The organism is Rhizobium leguminosarum, assembly GCF_010668065.1.
In the GTDB taxonomy this organism is placed as follows: domain Bacteria; phylum Pseudomonadota; class Alphaproteobacteria; order Rhizobiales; family Rhizobiaceae; genus Rhizobium; species Rhizobium leguminosarum_S.
The window spans coordinates 92,244-108,322 of record NZ_WUEN01000007.1 but is presented as its reverse complement, the minus strand read 5'-3'; the positions used below and the strand labels follow the sequence as shown (position 1 = coordinate 108,322).

The following is a 16,079-nucleotide window of genomic DNA, read 5'->3' as shown; positions in this document are numbered from 1 at the left end:
CATGAGAACTCGGAAACTCGGAAACGATCTGACCGTCTCTGCCGTCGGTCTTGGCTGCATGGGCATGAGCTTTGCCTATGGCGCCAGCGACGATGCGGAATCGATCAGGACGCTGCATCGCGCCATCGATCTCGGCGTCACCTTCTTCGACACCGCCGAAGTCTATGGTCCCTTTACCAACGAGGTTCTGCTCGGCAAAGCGCTGAAGCCATTCCGCGACCGCGTAGCCATCGCCACCAAATTCGGCTTCAAGATCGATGCCAGCAAGCCTGGTACTGCCGCCATCACCGGCGTCGACAGCCGCCCCGAGCATGTACGAGCGGTCGCCGAAGCCTCGCTGAAACGCCTCGGCATCGAGACCATCGACCTCTTCTATCAGCACCGGGTCGATCCCAACGTGCCGATCGAGGAGACCGTCGGCGCCATGGCGGAATTGGTAAAGGAAGGCAAAGTCCGGGCGCTCGGGCTTTCGGAAGCCGGCAGCGCCACCATTCGCCGCGCCCATGCGGTCCATCCAATCGCAGCCTTGCAGAGCGAATATTCGCTCTGGACGCGCGACCCGGAGGAGGAGGTGCTTGCCACCTGCCGCGAACTCGGCATCGGCTTCGTGCCTTACAGCCCGCTCGGCCGCGGCTTCCTGACCGGGTCGATCCGCAAAGTGGAGGATCTCGCTGCCGACGATTTCCGCCGGCAGGTGCCGCGTTTCCAGGCGGAAAATTTCGACGCCAATGCCGCCCTCGTTGCGACACTCGAGCGGCTTGCCGCCGAGAAGGGCGTGACGGCAGCGCAGCTGGCGCTGGCTTGGGTATTGAGCCAGGGCGACGACATCGTGCCGATCCCCGGCGCCCGCAAGCTTCACCATCTCGAACAGAATGCGGCCGCTGCCGATATCGTGCTGAGCCCGGCGGAACTTGCGAGGCTTGAAGAGGTCATCCCCGCCGGGCAGGTGGCCGGCAAGCGCTATTCGGACGCCTCGCTTGCCATGACGAACATCTGAACCCCTACCGAAACAAAGAGCGAAAGCCCGGTCGGCCACAACCGGCCGGGCTTGCCTTCGGGCCCGGCGAAACTATCTAACGCCATCTCTGAGAACGGGATGACAATATGTCGGACAGGCAGGCAGTCGAACAGACGGTTCATCTCTATGTCGAAGGCATGGCCTTCGCCAATGAGGCAGCCTTGAAAAAGGCCTTTCATCCGAAAAGCTCGATCATCGGCCATTACGAAAATGCGGTCGAATGGCTGACGCGGGACGAATTCATTGCCGCGATCCTGCAGGAGGAGCCGGCGCCGCCCGGCACGCAGCCCTACATGGATATCCAGAGCGTCGACGTCGAGGGCGATGCGGCGAGCGTCAAGGTCACCGACGATTTCGCCGGCATGCGCTTTACCGACTATCTCTCGCTGCTGAAGATCGACGGCCGCTGGACGATCGTCAGCAAACTCTTCCATCTGCATCGGTGAAAAGACGGCCGCTTTTCGCGACCGGTCCATTATCTGGCGACGTTGGGTGAAGCTCAGCTTCTAAGGACACCGCCGGTGAATTTCGTAACACTGGCGACGATCTTCTGCGTCAGCGCTTCGAAATCCTCATCCGTCAGCGTGCGCTCGACCGGCTGGATCTGAACCTCGATCGCCACCGACTTCTTGCTATCGCCAACCGATGCGCCCTCGAAGATGTCGAAGACATTGACGCCGGTCACCAGCTTGCGGTCGGCGCCTGTGGCGGCCTTGACGATGGCCCCGGCTTCCACCGTCTTGTCGACGACGAAGGCGAAGTCGCGCCGCACCATCTGGAAGGGCGACAGCTCGAGCGCCGGCTTGGTGCGCGTCGCCTTGCGCTTGGCATCCGGCATGGCGTCGACATAGACCTCGAAGCCGCAGAGAGCGCCGGAGACGTCGAGCGCTTCCAGCGTCAGCGGATGGAATTCGCCGAAATAGCCGAGCACGACCTTCGGCCCCATCTTGATCGTGCCGGAGCGGCCGGGATGATACCATGCCGGGCCGCCCTGCTCGATCTGAATATTGCCCATCGGCAGGCCGCAGGCTTCAATGACGGCGAGCGCATCGGCCTTGGCGTCGAAGACGTCGACCGGCTTGCCGCCGCCCTTGGCGGCGTTCGACCAGGCGCGACCGGCGCCGGCAAGCGAGGCCGTGCCGCGGCGAATGCCGCCGGCCACACGGCGCTGACCGTCCGGCCGATCGTTCTCATAAGTGCCGGAGACCTCGAAGAGCGCGACGTCGCCGTAACCCTTGTCGGCATTGCGCTGGGCTGCGGTCAGCAGGCCCGGCAGAAGCGACGGGCGCATATCCGACATTTCGGCGGCGATCGGGTTGGCAAGCTTGAGGGCGGGCGAGCCGCCGCCGAACAGCTTTGCCTGGTCTTCCGGAATGAAAGACCAGGTGACGGCTTCGAGCATGCCGCGCGCGGCGAGCGCCCGCTTGGCAAGGCGGCTGCGGATCTGCAGCGTCGTCAGGATCTTGCCGTTGACGGCCGCATGGCTTTCAAGCGGCGCCGGCTTGATATTGTCGACGCCGTGAATGCGCATGACCTCCTCGACGAGATCGGCCTTGCCGTCGACATCAGGACGCCAGGAGGGAACGGAGACGGAGACGCGGTCGCCGGAACCGGAGACGGTGAAGCCGAGGCGCGTCAGAATCGTGTTGCTTTCCTCATTCGAGACGTCGAGGCCCGTCAGGCGCTTGACCTCCGAATAGGGGAAATCGACGATCTTCGGTTCGTAACCCTGGTAGCCGACGATCTCGGCCTTGGCGGCCTTGCCGCCGCAAAGCTCCAGCACCAGTTCCGTCGTGCGCTCGAGGCCGGGGACCATATATTCCGGATCGGCGCCGCGTTCGAAGCGGTAGCGGGCATCGGTGATGATGCCGAGGCTGCGGCCTGATTTGGCGATGTTCATCGGATCCCAGAGGGCGGATTCGATCAGCACGTCGACGGTGTTCTCGTCGCAGCCGGAATGTTCGCCGCCCATGATGCCGCCGATCGATTCGATACCGTTTTCATCGGAGATGACGACGTTGTTCGGTGACAGTTTGTATTCGCGCTGATCGAGCGCCAGCACCGTCTCGCCTTCAGCGGCGCGGCGGACGGTCAGGTTGCCCTTGACCTTGGCGGCGTCGAAGACGTGCATCGGCCGGCCCTGATCGAAGGTCATGTAGTTGGTGATATCGACCAGCGCGTTAATGGGGCGCAGGCCGATGGCGATCAGCCGCTGCTGCATCCAGCGCGGGCTCGGGCCGTTCCTGACGCCGCGCACGAGGCGCAGCGCAAAACCCGGGCAGAGCTTCGGATCGTCGAGATCGAGTGTCAGCTTCACCGGCGTCTCGCCTTCGACGGCGAAGGACGGCGCGGGCCGCGTCTTCAGCGTGCCGAGGCCGGAGGCGGCGAGATCGCGGGCGATGCCGTGGATCGAGGTGCAGTCCGGCCGGTTGGGCGTCAGATTGATCTCGATGAGGGGATCGTCGAGATGCGCATAGGCGGCATAACTCTGGCCGACCGGCGCATCCTCAGGCAGATCGATGATGCCGTCGTGACTGTCGGAGATCTGCAGCTCCTTTTCGGAGCACATCATGCCATGGCTTTCGACGCCGCGGATATTGCCGACGGCGAGCGTCACGTCGATGCCGGGAACATAGGTTCCGGGCGCTGCGAAGGCGCCGACGAGGCCGGCGCGCGCATTCGGGGCGCCGCAGACGACCTGGACCGGCGCGCCGGAACCGGTATCGACCATCAGCACCTTCAGGCGATCGGCCTGCGGATGTTTTTCGGCCGAGACGACCCTGGCGATGACGAAGGGCTTGAAGGCCGCCTTGTCGTCGACATCCTCGACCTCCAGTCCGATCTCGGTGAGGCGCGTGCAGATTTCATCGAGGCCGGCATCCGTTTCCAGATGCTCTTTCAGCCAGGAGAGCGTGAATTTCATCGTCCCAATTCTCCGTTCAAGCGCTGAGGCCGCCGAACAGCGTCGGCATGTCGAGCGGGCGGAAGCCGTAATGCGTCATCCAACGGACGTCGGCGTTGAAGAAGTCGCGCAGGTCGGGCATGCCGTATTTCAGCATGGCAATGCGATCGAGGCCCATGCCCCAGGCAAAGCCCTGATATTCGTCCGGATCGAGCCCGCCGTGACGCAGCACGTTCGGGTGGACCATGCCGCAACCGAGGATTTCCATCCAGTCGCTGCCCTCGCCGAACTTGACGATCGGGCCGGAGCGGTCGCACTGGATATCGACCTCGAAAGAGGGCTCGGTGAAGGGGAAGAAGGACGGGCGAAAACGCATCGTCACGCTGTCGACCTCGAAGAAGGTCTTGCAGAATTCTTCCAGCACCCAGCGGAGGTTGGCGACATTGGCCTTCTTGTCGACGACCAGGCCTTCGACCTGATGGAACATCGGCGAATGGGTGGCGTCCGAGTCCTGGCGGTAGGTCTTGCCGGGAATGATGATGCGGATCGGCGGTGTCTGCGCCTCCATGGTGCGCACCTGCACCGGCGAGGTGTGGGTGCGCAGCACCTTGCGCTCGCCATTCTCATCCGGGTTGAAGAAGAAGGTGTCGTGCATCTCGCGGGCCGGATGGCCTTCGGGGAAATTCAGCGCGGTGAAATTGTAATAATCGGTCTCGATGTCGGGACCTTCGGCGATCGAGAAGCCCATGTCGGCGAAGATCGCGGTGATCTCGTCGACGATCTGGCTGATCGGATGGATACGGCCGCGCTCGGCCGGCGAAGAGCGCACCGGCAGGCTGACGTCGACCGTTTCGGCCTTCAGCCGCGCATCGATCGCCGCTTGCCTAAGCGTCGCCTTGCGGGCGGTGAGCGCCTCGGTCACCGCGTTCTTCAGAACGTTGATCGCCGCGCCCTTGCTTTGGCGCTCTTCCGGCGTCATGGCGCCGAGCGTCTTCAACAGTTCGGAGACGGAGCCCTTCTTGCCAAGGGCGGAAACGCGCACGGCTTCGAGCGCCGTTTCGTCATCGGCGGCGGCGATTTCGGCGAGCAGCGATGCGTTGAGCTGGTCGATATCTGACATTGTCACTTCTTTCCGTCCAGTATCAGGCGGGCGATCGGGAGGCAGGCGGCGCCGGCCGGCGCCAGGAATATAAAGAAAGAAAAACCCGCGCTAGCCCAAACCAGCGCGGGTTTCCCAAAATCATAAATTCAAAAGCTTGGGAAGCGCTGGTTACTTGACCGCGCCTTCAAACTCGTTCGCCGTGCCGGCTTCCTTGAGGTATTCAAGAGCCTTCTTGGCAGCGCTGACCAGCGCGCCGAATGCTTCCGGCTCGTGGATCGCCATGTCGGAGAGAACCTTGCGGTCGACTTCGATGCCAGCCTTGTTCAGGCCGTCGATGAAGCGGCCGTAGGTCAGGCCGAATTCACGCACAGCGGCGTTGATGCGCTGGATCCAAAGCGCACGGAAGTTGCGCTTGTTGACCTTGCGGTCGCGGTAGGCGTACTGCTTCGAACGATCGACAGCAGCCTTGGCAGTACGGATGGTGTTCTTGCGGCGGCCGTAAAAGCCCTTTGCGGCCTTCAGAACCTTCTTGTGCTTGGCATGAGAGGTGACGCCTCTTTTTACACGTGCCATATCATGATCTCCTTAAATCTAGCGTTCGCGGACGAGTCTCAGAGACCGTTCGGCAGGTAATTCTTGATAACCTTGCGGCCATCCGGTTCTGCGAGAACCATGGTGCCACGTGCATCGCGAATGAACTTGTTGGAACGCTTGATCATGCCATGGCGCTTGCCGGCAGCGGCAGCCTTGACCTTGCCTGACGCGGTGATCTTGAACCGCTTCTTGGCCGAGGACTTCGTCTTCATCTTGGGCATTTTGCTACTCCTTCTGTCCTCCCTGCGCGCTTTATCAAAAAAGCCCTTCCCGCGAAGTCCGGTTCTCCGGCCGTCGCAACAAGGTGCGGGAGCGTTTGTTGTTGATCTGCGGCATCGGCGACGAACCGTTCCGCAAGCATTCGAAACTGCCACGGCATGCCCTGCCGGTCAGTTCGGACGCGCGCTTATAACCGTAGCGTCATGAAAGTGCAACGGGGCGGCGGAGGAATCTTCGCTGCTCCCAAAATACACCGGCCCAAAGCAGAATGGCAGAAAGCACAAAAGCCGCCCTTGCGGACGGCCTTGGGCGAAAAACTGCCTGGCGCTTATTTCGGCGCCAGCACCATCATCATCTGGCGGCCTTCGAGCTTGGGTTCGGCTTCGACCTTGGCGAACTCAATCGTATCGGCCTTGACCTGCTGCAGAAGCTTCATGCCGAGTTCCTGGTGGGCCATTTCGCGGCCGCGGAACTTCAGCGTCACCTTGACCTTGTCGCCTTCGTCGAAGAAGCGACCCATCGCCTTCATCTTCACCTCATAATCATGGGTGTCGATGTTCGGGCGCATCTTGATTTCTTTGACTTCGACGATCTTCTGCTTCTTGCGCGCCTCGGCAGCCTTCTTCTGGTTGGCATATTTCAGCTTGCCCAGATCGAGGATCTTGCACACCGGCGGTTCGACATTGGGGGAAATTTCGACGAGATCGAGGCCGGCTTCTTCGGCCATTTTCAAAGCCTGGTCGGTGGGCACGATGCCGACATTCTGTCCATCAGCTCCGATCAGCTGAACTTTGGGAATGCGGATTTCACGGTTCGAGCGCGGTCCGTCCTTCACGGGCGCATCGGTTTTAAAAGGTCTGCGAATGGTCGTATTCTCCTCGCGTTGTTTTCGGAACGTTGCAGCCTCGCGCTCCCGATCAGGGGCACAAACGTGTCGCGTCATCGCTGCAACGGAGTCAATATCATCCTTTAGCGGAAAAATCACCCGCTGTCAGCCTGCCAAGAATCTGTTTTATAGGCCAAAACAACAGGAGTTTCGCCGATGTCCGATCAGATGCCCGATTCCGCGCCGCAGTTCCTGACGGTCGGCGAGGGCGAAGCGGCGCGTGAGATCGCCATGCTCGTCCGCCCGGCGCAAGCCGGCAATGGCGCGCCGGCGCTTGTCTGGCTGTCCGGCTACCGCTCCGACATGAGCGGCACCAAGGCGGTGGAACTCGACGGGCTGGCGGCAGAACTTGGGCTCGCCTGCATCCGCCTCGACTATTCCGGCCACGGACTTTCCGGCGGCAACTTCGGCGACGGCACGATCTCGCGCTGGCTGGAGGAGGCGCTGGCCGTCATCCGTCATGTCGCCCCCGATCGGGTGATCCTCGTCGGCTCGTCGATGGGCGGCTGGATCGCGCTCAGGCTGGCGCAGGAGCTTGCGCGGCAGGGCGGCATGACGCTCGACGGCCCAAAGCTCGCAGGCATGGTGCTGATCGCGCCCGCCCCCGATTTCACTTCCGAGCTGATCGAGCCGAACCTCAAGGCCAAAGAGCGCAAATCGCTGGCCGAGCGCGGCTATTTCGAAGAGCGTTCGCAATACAGCCCGGAACCCAACATCTATACGCGGGCGCTGATCGAGGACGGCCGAAAGAACCGGGTGCTCGACGGCATCATCGAAACCGGCTGCCCGGTGCACATTCTCCAAGGCATGAAAGACGCCGACGTGCCGCATGCGCATGCGATGAAACTGGTCGAACATCTTCCCGCCGACGACGTGGTGCTGACCTTCGTCCGGGACGGCGACCATCGACTTTCCCGCCCCGGCGATATCGCGCTTCTCCTGAGCGCCGTCAAAGGCATCATCCGTTCATCAACAAATAGGCAGATGCCCACTTGAATGGCAGCGACGGATAAATTCGCCTGCTGCAGGTCCCCAACCCGTTGCATTTTAACCATGTCGGCGAGTCGTAAGGTCCCCCCAAGAAGTAACGATTGACTCTTTTGGGCCCTCTCCATTAACACTTTGTTAATAAATAAGGGGCGATGCAAGGAAAGAGCGGGCGTGCGGATCAAGGGTATCTTTGTGGCCATGATGGCCGTGTTTGCGATGGCGACGGCCGCCATACCGGCCCCAAGCAGAAATGCTTCAATGGTAACGGGCAATGCCACTTCACAGCCGATCGGCCACTACGATTTCTGTCAGATCCACCGCAGTGAATGCGGCGCAAACCGCAATTCCGGCCCGGTCGCGATGAATCCGGGGAAGTGGTCGCTGGTGCGTTCGGTCAACGCCACGGTCAACCGCACGATCACGCCGATGACCGACAAGGAAATCTACGGCAAGGATGAGGTCTGGGCCTATCCGACCACCGCCGGCGACTGCGAGGATTTCGCGCTGCTGAAGCGCCGCATGCTGATCCAGCGCGGCTTTTCGGCTGCCGACCTGCTGATGACCGTCGTGCGCAAGCCGGACGGCGAAGGCCATGCTGTGCTGACGCTGCGCACCGCCGAGGGCGATTTTGTGCTCGACAACCTCGCCGCCGACGTCAAGCCGTGGTTCGGAACCCCCTATTCCTTCGTCAAGCGCCAGTCGAGCTACAATGCCGGCCGCTGGGTCACCATCGAGAACGGCCGCGACGTCCTGGTCGGCGCGCTGCGGTAAGAGTTAAAATAGAGAATGTGGAAAGGCCGGCGATTTGCCGGCCTTTTTGTTTGTTAACAAACCTGGCTCTCCACGCGGCGTCATCCTCTTTCGGGTGACACTTCTGTCCGGTTGGCGCCGATGACTGCCCCTCACCCTAACCCTCTCCCCGTAAAAACGGGGCGAGGGGACGTGCCCTGCGAAAGCGAGGTGAGAACGGAGAGGTCGCGGCATATCCCCTTCGCCCCGCATGCGGGGAGAAGGTGGCGGCAGCCGGATGAGGGGCTGGCGTCGCCGTCTCCCGGCCCTTCGCTGCAATCGATTCACTGGATCGATTACTCGGGCTGCGCCCGACCGCAACTCACCCATTCCCGATCAGGATACCCGCGCCGAGCACCAGGCCGCCGCCCAGCACCACCTGGAAGGCGGCGCGCAGGAAGGGGGTTTCCATGTAGCGGTTCTGGATGAAGGCGATTGCCCAGAGTTCGAAGAAGACGACGACGGCGGCGGTGATCGTCGCCGTCCAGAAGTGCGGGATCAGATAAGGCAGTGCGTGGCCGAGGCCGCCGAGCGCCGTCATGATGCCGCAGGCAAGGCCGCGCTTGACCGGCGAGCCTCTGCCGGAGATCTTGCCGTCGTCATGGGCGGCCTCGGTGAAGCCCATCGAGATGCCGGCGCCGACAGAGGCCGAAAGACCGACAAGAAAGGTCTGCCAGGTATCCTGCGTGGCAAAGGCGGCAGCGAAGATCGGCGCCAGAGTCGAGACCGAGCCGTCCATCAGTCCGGCAAGACCCGGCTGCACATAGGTCAGCACGAATTGCCGATGCACCGTCGCGTCCTCGTCGTGCTTGACGTCTGCGGGCGTATGTTTGTCGCCCAGCATGCGGGCGATATCCTCATGTCCCTGTTCGGCGAGGGCGAGATCGCCGAGAAGCTCGCGCGTCGAGGCGTCCGAGGTGCGTTTTGCCGCCTCGACATAGAAACGGTAGGCCTGCTCCTCCATCGCCTCGGTTTCTTGCCGCATCGCATCCAGCGAAAGGTTTGCCCTGAGCCAGTCCGGCTTGCGCTCGTAAAAGCCCCGCACATGCTCGCGCCGGATCAACGGGATGCGCTCGCCGAAACGCTGGCGATGAATCTCGATCAGCGACTTGCGATGTGTATCCTCGACCTCGGCCATATCCTCGAAGACCTTGGCCGAGGACGGAAATTCGCGGCGCAGCCTGTCGGCATAAGCGAGATAGATGCGGGCATCGTCTTCCTCGGAGGCGATCCCAAGGGCAAGGATCTCCTGCTCGGACAGCGACTCGAAAGATCGTTTCGAGGATCTGAAAAACCGCGCCAGCATGACTTTCTCCAATTTTTTAGAATTATTCTAAATCTAAAGAAGGAGGCGGTGACGGTCAAGTAGATGGGGCAGGCCAGCTGACAGATTGCCGCAAGCGACACGGGTGACTTTGGCTCGCCGCCATAAGCACCTATATGGAGGCTGCCGCATCACGCGGCGCCGGGGTTTTGGAATGGACAATGACATTCAGGGCCGCCCTGCCCATGTCGCGGCGATCCGCGAAAGGGCGGAGGCGGAGATGCGGGAAATGGGCGTCGACGCGGCCTTCATCGACAGGCTGGTCGAGACCTTTTACGGGCGCGTGCTGGCGCATCCCGATCTCGGCCCGGTGTTCGACGCCAGGCTATCAGGGCGCTGGCCGGAGCATATGGAAAAGATGAAGAGCTTCTGGTCGGCCGTCGCCTTCCGCAGCGGCGCCTATGGCGGCAAGCCGGTGCAGGCGCACACAGGTGTCCAGAACCTGACACCCGATCTCTTTCCGAAGTGGCTGTCGCTGTTTGCCGCAACGCTTGACGATATCGCCCCGTCGCCGGAGGCCAAGGCCTGGTTCATGGCAACGGCGGAGCGGATCGCCAAAAGCCTGATACTGTCGCTGTTCTACAATCCGGCTCTCGACGATCCCGCCCGCAAACCCGCCTGATCCATCTTATAGAGACGGTGTTCCTCGAAAAAACGCTAGTACTTTTCTAGGTCTTCGCCGCCGAGGCGGTGGCGCCGGCGCTGGCCGCCACGACGAGCGCCGTACCCAGCATCTGCAGCGCAGTCATCGGCTGGGCCAGGACCAGAAAGCCGGCGAGCGCGCCGAGCGCCGGTTCGAGGCTCATCAGAATGCCGAATGATGCCGACGGCATGCGCCGCAGCGCCACCATCTCCAGCGCGTAGGGCAAAAGCGGCACGAGGATGGCAAGGCCGAGAACCTCGACCAGTCCCTCCACCGTAAAGGCTCCCCCCGTCTCGGCCAGACCGAAGGGAGTTGCGACGAGGCCGGCAACGATCAGCGACATGGAGAGACCTTCCAGCCCCTTGAAGGCAGCGCCGACCTTCTTCGTCAGCAGGATATAGACCGCCCATCCCACAGCCGAGCCGAGGGCGAAGATGACGCCTGAGGAATTGCCGACCCAGCCTTCGCCGTCATGGGCGAGGAAGAGAATACCGGCCGCAGCGATCAACGGCCAGGTGAGCCGCCAGGTCAGGCCATAGCCGAAGACGGCGACCGAGAGCGGCCCGAGGAAATCGATGGCGATCGCCAGGCCGAGCGGCAGCCGCTGGATCGCCGCGAAAAAGCACAGTGTCATGGCAGCCGTCGTCGTGCCGAGCAGCAATGTCGCCCGCCATTGGACGCCGCTATAACGCAGCACCGAGGGCCTGACGACGGCGGCAAGGATGATCGCCGCGAAAGCAAGCCGCAGCCAGGTGGCACCGGCAACGCCATAGGTCGCAATGGCTGACGAAGACAGTGCCGCGCCGAACTGGATCGACGACATCGACATCAGGCACATGGCGACACCGGCCGCCAAGCCGCCCGAAGTCGGCGATACGCCCGGCTGCGCAATCAAGGCTGCGCCGTCCGTCCCAGTCTCGATATTCTTGATGTCCATGTGGCCCCCGATCCTGGCGCGGTTCTAAGCCGAAGACAGGGGAGAACCAAATTCAAACTTTTCATGCCGGGATCAAGAGCGCTGATGCTGAGGCGTCAAGGAACGGCCGGCGGTGCGGGATATCGCCGGCGGCAGCCCCTCATCCGCCTGCCGGCACCTTCTCCCCGCAGGCGGGGCGAAGGGACCATGCCGCGACCTCTCCGTTCCCCACTCGCTCTCGCAAGGCACGTCCCCTCTCCCCGTTTTTACGGGGAGAGGGTTAGGGTGAGGGGCAGTCATCGACGCGATCCGGCCAGCAAAAGCTCTTATGGGAAATCAGCGACGGCCAGCAAGGATGACCTCTTCGGCATCTTCGAAGCTCATGTCGAAGACCTTCCTGCCGATGTCGAAGCTGAAGCCGTTGCGGGCAAAAGCCGAAAGCTCTTTGGCCTTTCGCTTTTCGTCAAGCTCGACCCGGCGGAAGGGGCCGAAGGCGCGCTTGCGGGCGAAGATCGCCGCGGCATAGAGATCGTCAGCCTCTTCAAGAGCCGCCTCGACCTTGTCGCTGGAGACGCCCTTGGCAGCAAGCTTCTGGGCGATCGCGCGCCTCGATTTACCGCCGCGCACGGCAGAACGCGTGCTGATCTCCGCATAGGCGCTGTCGTCGAGCACCTTGTTGTCATAGGCAAATTTGACGGCGAAATCGGCGATGGCCTTGAGTTGCGCCACGCTGATATCCGCGAATTTCTCCTTCGCCTTGCGGGTAATTGCGTCAAAGAGCTGCTTTTCCGTCATCATCCGCCGCTCGAGGCGATAGATAGCGGAATTGCGCGCCCAGCTCAGCATGCGTGAAGTCGGGATCTCGGATGGAACGGTCTCGTCGGTCATCGGCGGTGATCAGGCTTCCAGACCCTTGAGGACGTTGGCGACGTTAAGGCCGATCTCCGGCACGCCGTAGCCGCCCTCCATGCAGGCAAGCACCGGCAGGCCGGCGGCTGATATCATCGCGCCCATGCGGGTGAAATCGTCGGAGGTGAGGCCGAAGAAGGAGATCGGATCGCGCTCGAAAGTGTCGACGCCGAGGGCCACGACGATCGCCTCGGCGCCGAAGGCCTTGATGCGGGTGAGCGCATCGGCAAGGGCCGAAGACCAGACATCCCAAGGTGTACCAGGCGGCATCGGATAGTTGCGGTTGGCGCCGGCACCCTCCCCCTCGCCTTCCTCATCGGCATGACCGAGAAAATAGGGAAAGGCGTGCATGGGATCGCCATGCAGCGAGGCGGTGAAGACATCGCCGCGGCGATAGAAGAGATCCTGCGTGCCGTTGCCATGGTGGAAGTCGACATCCAGCACCGCGACCTTCCTCGCACCATGGTCGAGCAGCCGCTGTGCGGCGACACCTGAATTGTTGATGAAGCAATAGCCGCCGAAGAGATCGATGCCCGCATGGTGGCCGGGCGGGCGGCAGAGCGCGAAGGCAAAGCGATTGCCCTGCGTCAGCCAGTCGGCGCCTGTAATCCCGCAGCGCATGGAAGCGATCGCTGCCTCGTAGGAGCCCTTGGTGATCGAGGTATCGGCGGCATTGGCGTAGTGGCCGATCGCACCGACGATATTGTCGGGCACGCGCTGGCTGGTGCGGCGAACGGCGAAGGAATTGGCGATCGCCTCGCCGGTGAAACCAGCCGCCACCCAGCGGTCCCAGACGGTGGCGAGGAAATCCAGATAGGCGGGATCATGCACTTTTCGAGCCGTTTCCAACCCGTGCGCATCGGGCGCCACGACATCGGTAAAGCCCGCCTCCTTGACCGCCGCCAGGATCCATTCGGCGCGAAACGGCGCCTCGAAGGGCGTCACCAGCTGGCCGGCGTGCAGCTCGGTCCTGGCATCGCGCAGCTTGTGGTCCTCGGAATAGATGACGCGCATTTCAGATCCTGCCCTTGATTGACAATGGAGATTTACACGGCTCGGCCGCGACAAAAAAGTGGCGCGACGTCTTGAACGCCCAGGCGGATGACGCCACTTTCGCCGGTGTTTTGAGAACGAGGAAATTTTCCGCATGAAAGTGCTGATGGTCGATGTCGACGGCGTGCTCATTCATGGTCGTCCGGTGGACGGCCTGCCTCACTTCACCTATCTGGAGCGCGATCTCGGCCTGCGTGTCGACCTGCTGCAGCGGGAATTCTTTCAGACCCACTGGCGCGATATCATCACCGGCCGCGAGGCGTTGGAGCCGAGGCTCGGCGACGTTCTCGCAAAGATCGCGCCCCACCTCAGCGCCGACACGCTGATCGACTACTGGTTCGAAAACGATTCCCGCCTCGACCGCAATCTGCTCGAAGAGCTCGCTACCCTCAGGCAAAGCGGCATCACTCTCCTGCTGGCGACCAACCAGGAGCATAGGCGGGCACGCTACCTGATGGAGCAGATCGGCCTTAATGCACATTTCGACGACATCATCTATTCCGCCGCACTCGGACACAGCAAGCCTTCCCCCGACTTCTTCCGGCTGGCGACCGAGCGGGCCGGCGTGCTGCCCAGCGAAATCGCCTTCATCGACGATATGGCGGTGAATATCGAAGCGGCGCGGCAGTTCGGCTGGAATGCTGCGCAATGGACGGCGGGCGCGACGCTTGGCGGCGCGTTTCCGGTCTTCGCCAGGCCGGCTTGAGCGGGGCCGGCGCAATCAGGCGAGCCGCTTGTAGAACAGCGTCGTGGCGCAGAAGCCGCCTTCCGGCCACAGCGCATAATCCGGAATGACGCCGACGCGCTGCCAGCCCAGGCGCGGATAGATCGCCTCGGCATCGCTGCCGGTTGCCGTGTCGAGCACAAGCAGGGTCTTGCCGCGGCTTGCCGCCTCGCGCTCAGCAGTATCCATCAGCAGCCGGGCAAGGCCCTGGCCGCGGGCGGAGCGATGTACCAGCAGCTTCTTCAGGTCGCCGCGATGCGGCTGGTTCGGCATCTGCGCGGCACCCACCTGCACCGTGCCGACGATCCTGCCGTCGAGTTCAGCGACCAGCAGCAGGTTGGCGCCGGTGGCGACCGCATCGGCGACATCGCGCCAATAGGGCTCGGCATCTTCAGGCCCATAGGGCTGCATGAAGCCGACGGAGGCGCCGCCCGCGACGCAATCGACAAGCACCTCCGAAAGAGCCGGAATGGCCGCGCGGGCCTCCTCGGCGGAAAGGGTACGAATAGCAGGCATGCTGTTCTCCTGAAATGAATGCTGTTATCGGCCGCCGCGATCAAGCACGACGCAATAACGCGCCGGCGCGTTGCCGGGATTGTGGAAGACATGGCCCTCGCCGACCGGCATGAAGAGGCAATCGCCCGGGCGCAGCCGGTAGACGGTCTCGCCCGCCGTCATCTCCAGCTCGCCGTCGAACAGCCAGATATGCTGCATCATGCCATGGGCGCTCGCATGCGGGGGGAAGCTGACGCGGGCACCGGCCGGGAATTCGACCTCGACGATATCGACATCGGAAGCCGTGCCCGGAGGTGAAACAGAGCGTCTGAGATAACCGGTCTCCGGATCGCGCCAGACCTGCTGCTCCTGCCTCCGGGCAAGCGGCGAGGCCTGCCCCTCTTCCGCAAAGAAGGCCGACAACGACAGGCCAAGGGCGGCGCAGATCCTCGCCAGCAGCGAGGCGGTCGGGCTCGCCTCCGCCCGCTCGATGCGCGAGATCATCGCCCGGCTGACGCCGGAGGCCGCAGCAAGATCATCAAGCGTCAGAGCCTTTTCCTGCCGCAGCGTGCGGATGCGGATGCCGATCGCCTGTTCGAGTTCCGGTTCCATTTTCCCGTCCAATTTTCCAGTCCAATGATTCCACTATAAGAGAAATACATTATCTGATGATGGAATCAAGTGCCTACGAAAAGCGGCCAAACGCGCCTTGCTTTCGCCGCCGCTCCGTCCATATATGGCGGCGTAATCCGAGGAGAGAGTGATGGACGCCAGCACGCAGAGCACGGAACTGACGGGAAGCTTCACGGCTGCCGCCTGGGACAGGATCGCGCCGATCATGGCAGAAATCGAGGCCTTGCCGCTGCTGCAGCGCCTTTCGGACGGCACGCTGCCGCCGGAGGTTTTCCGCCATTACATCCTGCAGGATGCGCTCTACCTCAAGCATTATGCGCGATGCCTTGCGATCGTCGCGGCCAAGGCACCCGACAATGCGCAGGTCCTGCGCTTCCTCGGTTCGGCGCAGAAGGCGATCACCGTCGAGCAGGGCCTGCATGCCGGCTTCCTCACACAGTTCGGCATCAGTTCCGCCGATGTTACATCAGCCGAGCCCTCGCCTGCCGGCTTTGCCTATACAAACTTCCTGCTTGCCACCGCCTATCACAGCTCCTACGCGGTGGCGCTGTCGTCCATCCTCCCCTGCTTCTGGATCTACTGGCACGTCGGCGAAGCGATCAAGAACCGGCCTGTTATCGAGGGCAATGCCTTCCAGGCCTGGATCAACACCTATGGCGATCCGCAATTTGCCGCCGGTGCCCGCGAAGTGATCGCGCTGACCGACATCGCCGCCCGCGCCGCATCGCCGGTGGAGCGGGCGCAAATGACCGATGTCTTCGTGCGCGCCTCGCAATATGAATGGATGTTCTGGGATTCGGCTTGGCGGCTGGAGACGTGGCCGGTCTGATAGACGCCCGACACAGGACGAAATAGCGTAAACAGCGGGATAATTACCGCTTT

General features: G+C 62.5%; 18 protein-coding genes. 7 read left to right on the top strand and 11 right to left on the bottom strand.

Going from position 1 to position 16,079, the window contains the following annotated elements:
* The first annotated feature begins 1 nt into the window (after position 1).
* Together GR198_RS20210 and GR198_RS20205 are read left to right on the top strand one after the other, a co-directional pair.
* A complete protein-coding gene (locus GR198_RS20210; RefSeq protein WP_029875602.1) occupies positions 2 to 997 on the top strand; it encodes an aldo/keto reductase in 996 nt (331 codons plus the stop codon).
* A gap of 107 nt (positions 998 to 1,104) precedes the next feature.
* Complete coding sequence (locus GR198_RS20205; RefSeq protein WP_003544625.1) at positions 1,105 to 1,464, top strand: nuclear transport factor 2 family protein; 360 nt, start codon at positions 1,105 to 1,107, stop codon at positions 1,462 to 1,464.
* Positions 1,465 to 1,517: 53 nt separating this feature from the next.
* Here GR198_RS20205 and pheT read toward each other — a convergent pair whose 3' ends face one another.
* The 5 genes from pheT to infC form a co-directional block, all read right to left on the bottom strand.
* A complete protein-coding gene (gene pheT / locus GR198_RS20200) occupies positions 1,518 to 3,941 on the bottom strand; it encodes a phenylalanine--tRNA ligase subunit beta (RefSeq protein ID WP_029875601.1) in 2,424 nt (807 codons plus the stop codon).
* Positions 3,942 to 3,957: 16 nt separating this feature from the next.
* Positions 3,958 to 5,040 carry a phenylalanine--tRNA ligase subunit alpha gene (pheS, locus tag GR198_RS20195; protein ID WP_029875600.1) on the bottom strand — a complete coding sequence of 361 codons (1,083 nt, stop codon included), beginning with the start codon at positions 5,038 to 5,040 and terminating at the stop codon, positions 3,958 to 3,960.
* Positions 5,041 to 5,190: 150 nt separating this feature from the next.
* A complete protein-coding gene (gene rplT, locus GR198_RS20190; protein WP_003544622.1) occupies positions 5,191 to 5,595 on the bottom strand; it encodes a 50S ribosomal protein L20 in 405 nt (134 codons plus the stop codon).
* A gap of 38 nt (positions 5,596 to 5,633) precedes the next feature.
* Entirely contained in the window at positions 5,634 to 5,837 is a 204-nt protein-coding gene (gene rpmI / locus GR198_RS20185) for a 50S ribosomal protein L35 (RefSeq protein WP_012759782.1), read from the bottom strand.
* 326 nt (positions 5,838 to 6,163) lie between these two features.
* Positions 6,164 to 6,700 carry a translation initiation factor IF-3 gene (gene infC, locus GR198_RS20180; RefSeq protein WP_072640862.1) on the bottom strand — a complete coding sequence of 179 codons (537 nt, stop codon included), beginning with the start codon at positions 6,698 to 6,700 and terminating at the stop codon, positions 6,164 to 6,166.
* 177 nt (positions 6,701 to 6,877) lie between these two features.
* On the opposite strand from infC, the gene GR198_RS20175 reads away from it, so the two are divergent.
* Entirely contained in the window at positions 6,878 to 7,717 is an 840-nt protein-coding gene (locus GR198_RS20175; protein WP_029875599.1) for an alpha/beta hydrolase, read from the top strand.
* Between the two features lie 165 nt (positions 7,718 to 7,882).
* Positions 7,883 to 8,482, top strand: a complete 600-nt coding sequence (locus GR198_RS20170; protein WP_029875598.1) for a transglutaminase-like cysteine peptidase — start codon at positions 7,883 to 7,885, stop codon at positions 8,480 to 8,482.
* Between the two features lie 340 nt (positions 8,483 to 8,822).
* On the opposite strand, the gene mbfA is transcribed toward GR198_RS20170, so the two are convergent.
* Positions 8,823 to 9,806, bottom strand: a complete 984-nt coding sequence (mbfA, locus tag GR198_RS20165) for an iron exporter MbfA (RefSeq protein WP_029873657.1) — start codon at positions 9,804 to 9,806, stop codon at positions 8,823 to 8,825.
* Positions 9,807 to 9,978: 172 nt separating this feature from the next.
* On the opposite strand from mbfA, the gene GR198_RS20160 reads away from it, so the two are divergent.
* Positions 9,979 to 10,446, top strand: a complete 468-nt coding sequence (locus GR198_RS20160; RefSeq protein ID WP_029873658.1) for a group III truncated hemoglobin — start codon at positions 9,979 to 9,981, stop codon at positions 10,444 to 10,446.
* A 46-nt stretch (positions 10,447 to 10,492) separates the two neighbouring features.
* Here the strand turns inward: GR198_RS20160 and GR198_RS20155 are convergent, their stop codons facing one another.
* The 3 genes from GR198_RS20155 to GR198_RS20145 form a co-directional block, all read right to left on the bottom strand.
* Entirely contained in the window at positions 10,493 to 11,404 is a 912-nt protein-coding gene (locus tag GR198_RS20155; RefSeq protein ID WP_029873659.1) for an EamA family transporter, read from the bottom strand.
* Between the two features lie 315 nt (positions 11,405 to 11,719).
* Complete coding sequence (gene recX, locus GR198_RS20150) at positions 11,720 to 12,271, bottom strand: recombination regulator RecX (RefSeq protein WP_029873660.1); 552 nt, start codon at positions 12,269 to 12,271, stop codon at positions 11,720 to 11,722.
* Positions 12,272 to 12,280: 9 nt separating this feature from the next.
* A complete protein-coding gene (locus GR198_RS20145; RefSeq protein ID WP_029873661.1) occupies positions 12,281 to 13,306 on the bottom strand; it encodes a histone deacetylase family protein in 1,026 nt (341 codons plus the stop codon).
* Between the two features lie 133 nt (positions 13,307 to 13,439).
* On the opposite strand from GR198_RS20145, the gene GR198_RS20140 reads away from it, so the two are divergent.
* Positions 13,440 to 14,051, top strand: a complete 612-nt coding sequence (locus GR198_RS20140; protein ID WP_164055006.1) for an HAD-IA family hydrolase — start codon at positions 13,440 to 13,442, stop codon at positions 14,049 to 14,051.
* A gap of 15 nt (positions 14,052 to 14,066) precedes the next feature.
* Here the strand turns inward: GR198_RS20140 and GR198_RS20135 are convergent, their stop codons facing one another.
* Both GR198_RS20135 and GR198_RS20130 read right to left on the bottom strand, forming a co-directional pair.
* Positions 14,067 to 14,585 carry a GNAT family N-acetyltransferase gene (locus GR198_RS20135; RefSeq protein WP_029873663.1) on the bottom strand — a complete coding sequence of 173 codons (519 nt, stop codon included), beginning with the start codon at positions 14,583 to 14,585 and terminating at the stop codon, positions 14,067 to 14,069.
* A gap of 24 nt (positions 14,586 to 14,609) precedes the next feature.
* Positions 14,610 to 15,176 carry a helix-turn-helix domain-containing protein gene (locus GR198_RS20130; RefSeq protein ID WP_029873664.1) on the bottom strand — a complete coding sequence of 189 codons (567 nt, stop codon included), beginning with the start codon at positions 15,174 to 15,176 and terminating at the stop codon, positions 14,610 to 14,612.
* 151 nt (positions 15,177 to 15,327) lie between these two features.
* Between GR198_RS20130 and tenA the strand changes: the two genes are divergently transcribed.
* The gene (tenA, locus tag GR198_RS20125) at positions 15,328 to 16,026 is read left to right on the top strand and encodes a thiaminase II (RefSeq protein ID WP_029873665.1); all 699 of its coding nucleotides are present in this window, start codon (positions 15,328 to 15,330) and stop codon (positions 16,024 to 16,026) included.
* Positions 16,027 to 16,079: the final 53 nt, after the last annotated feature.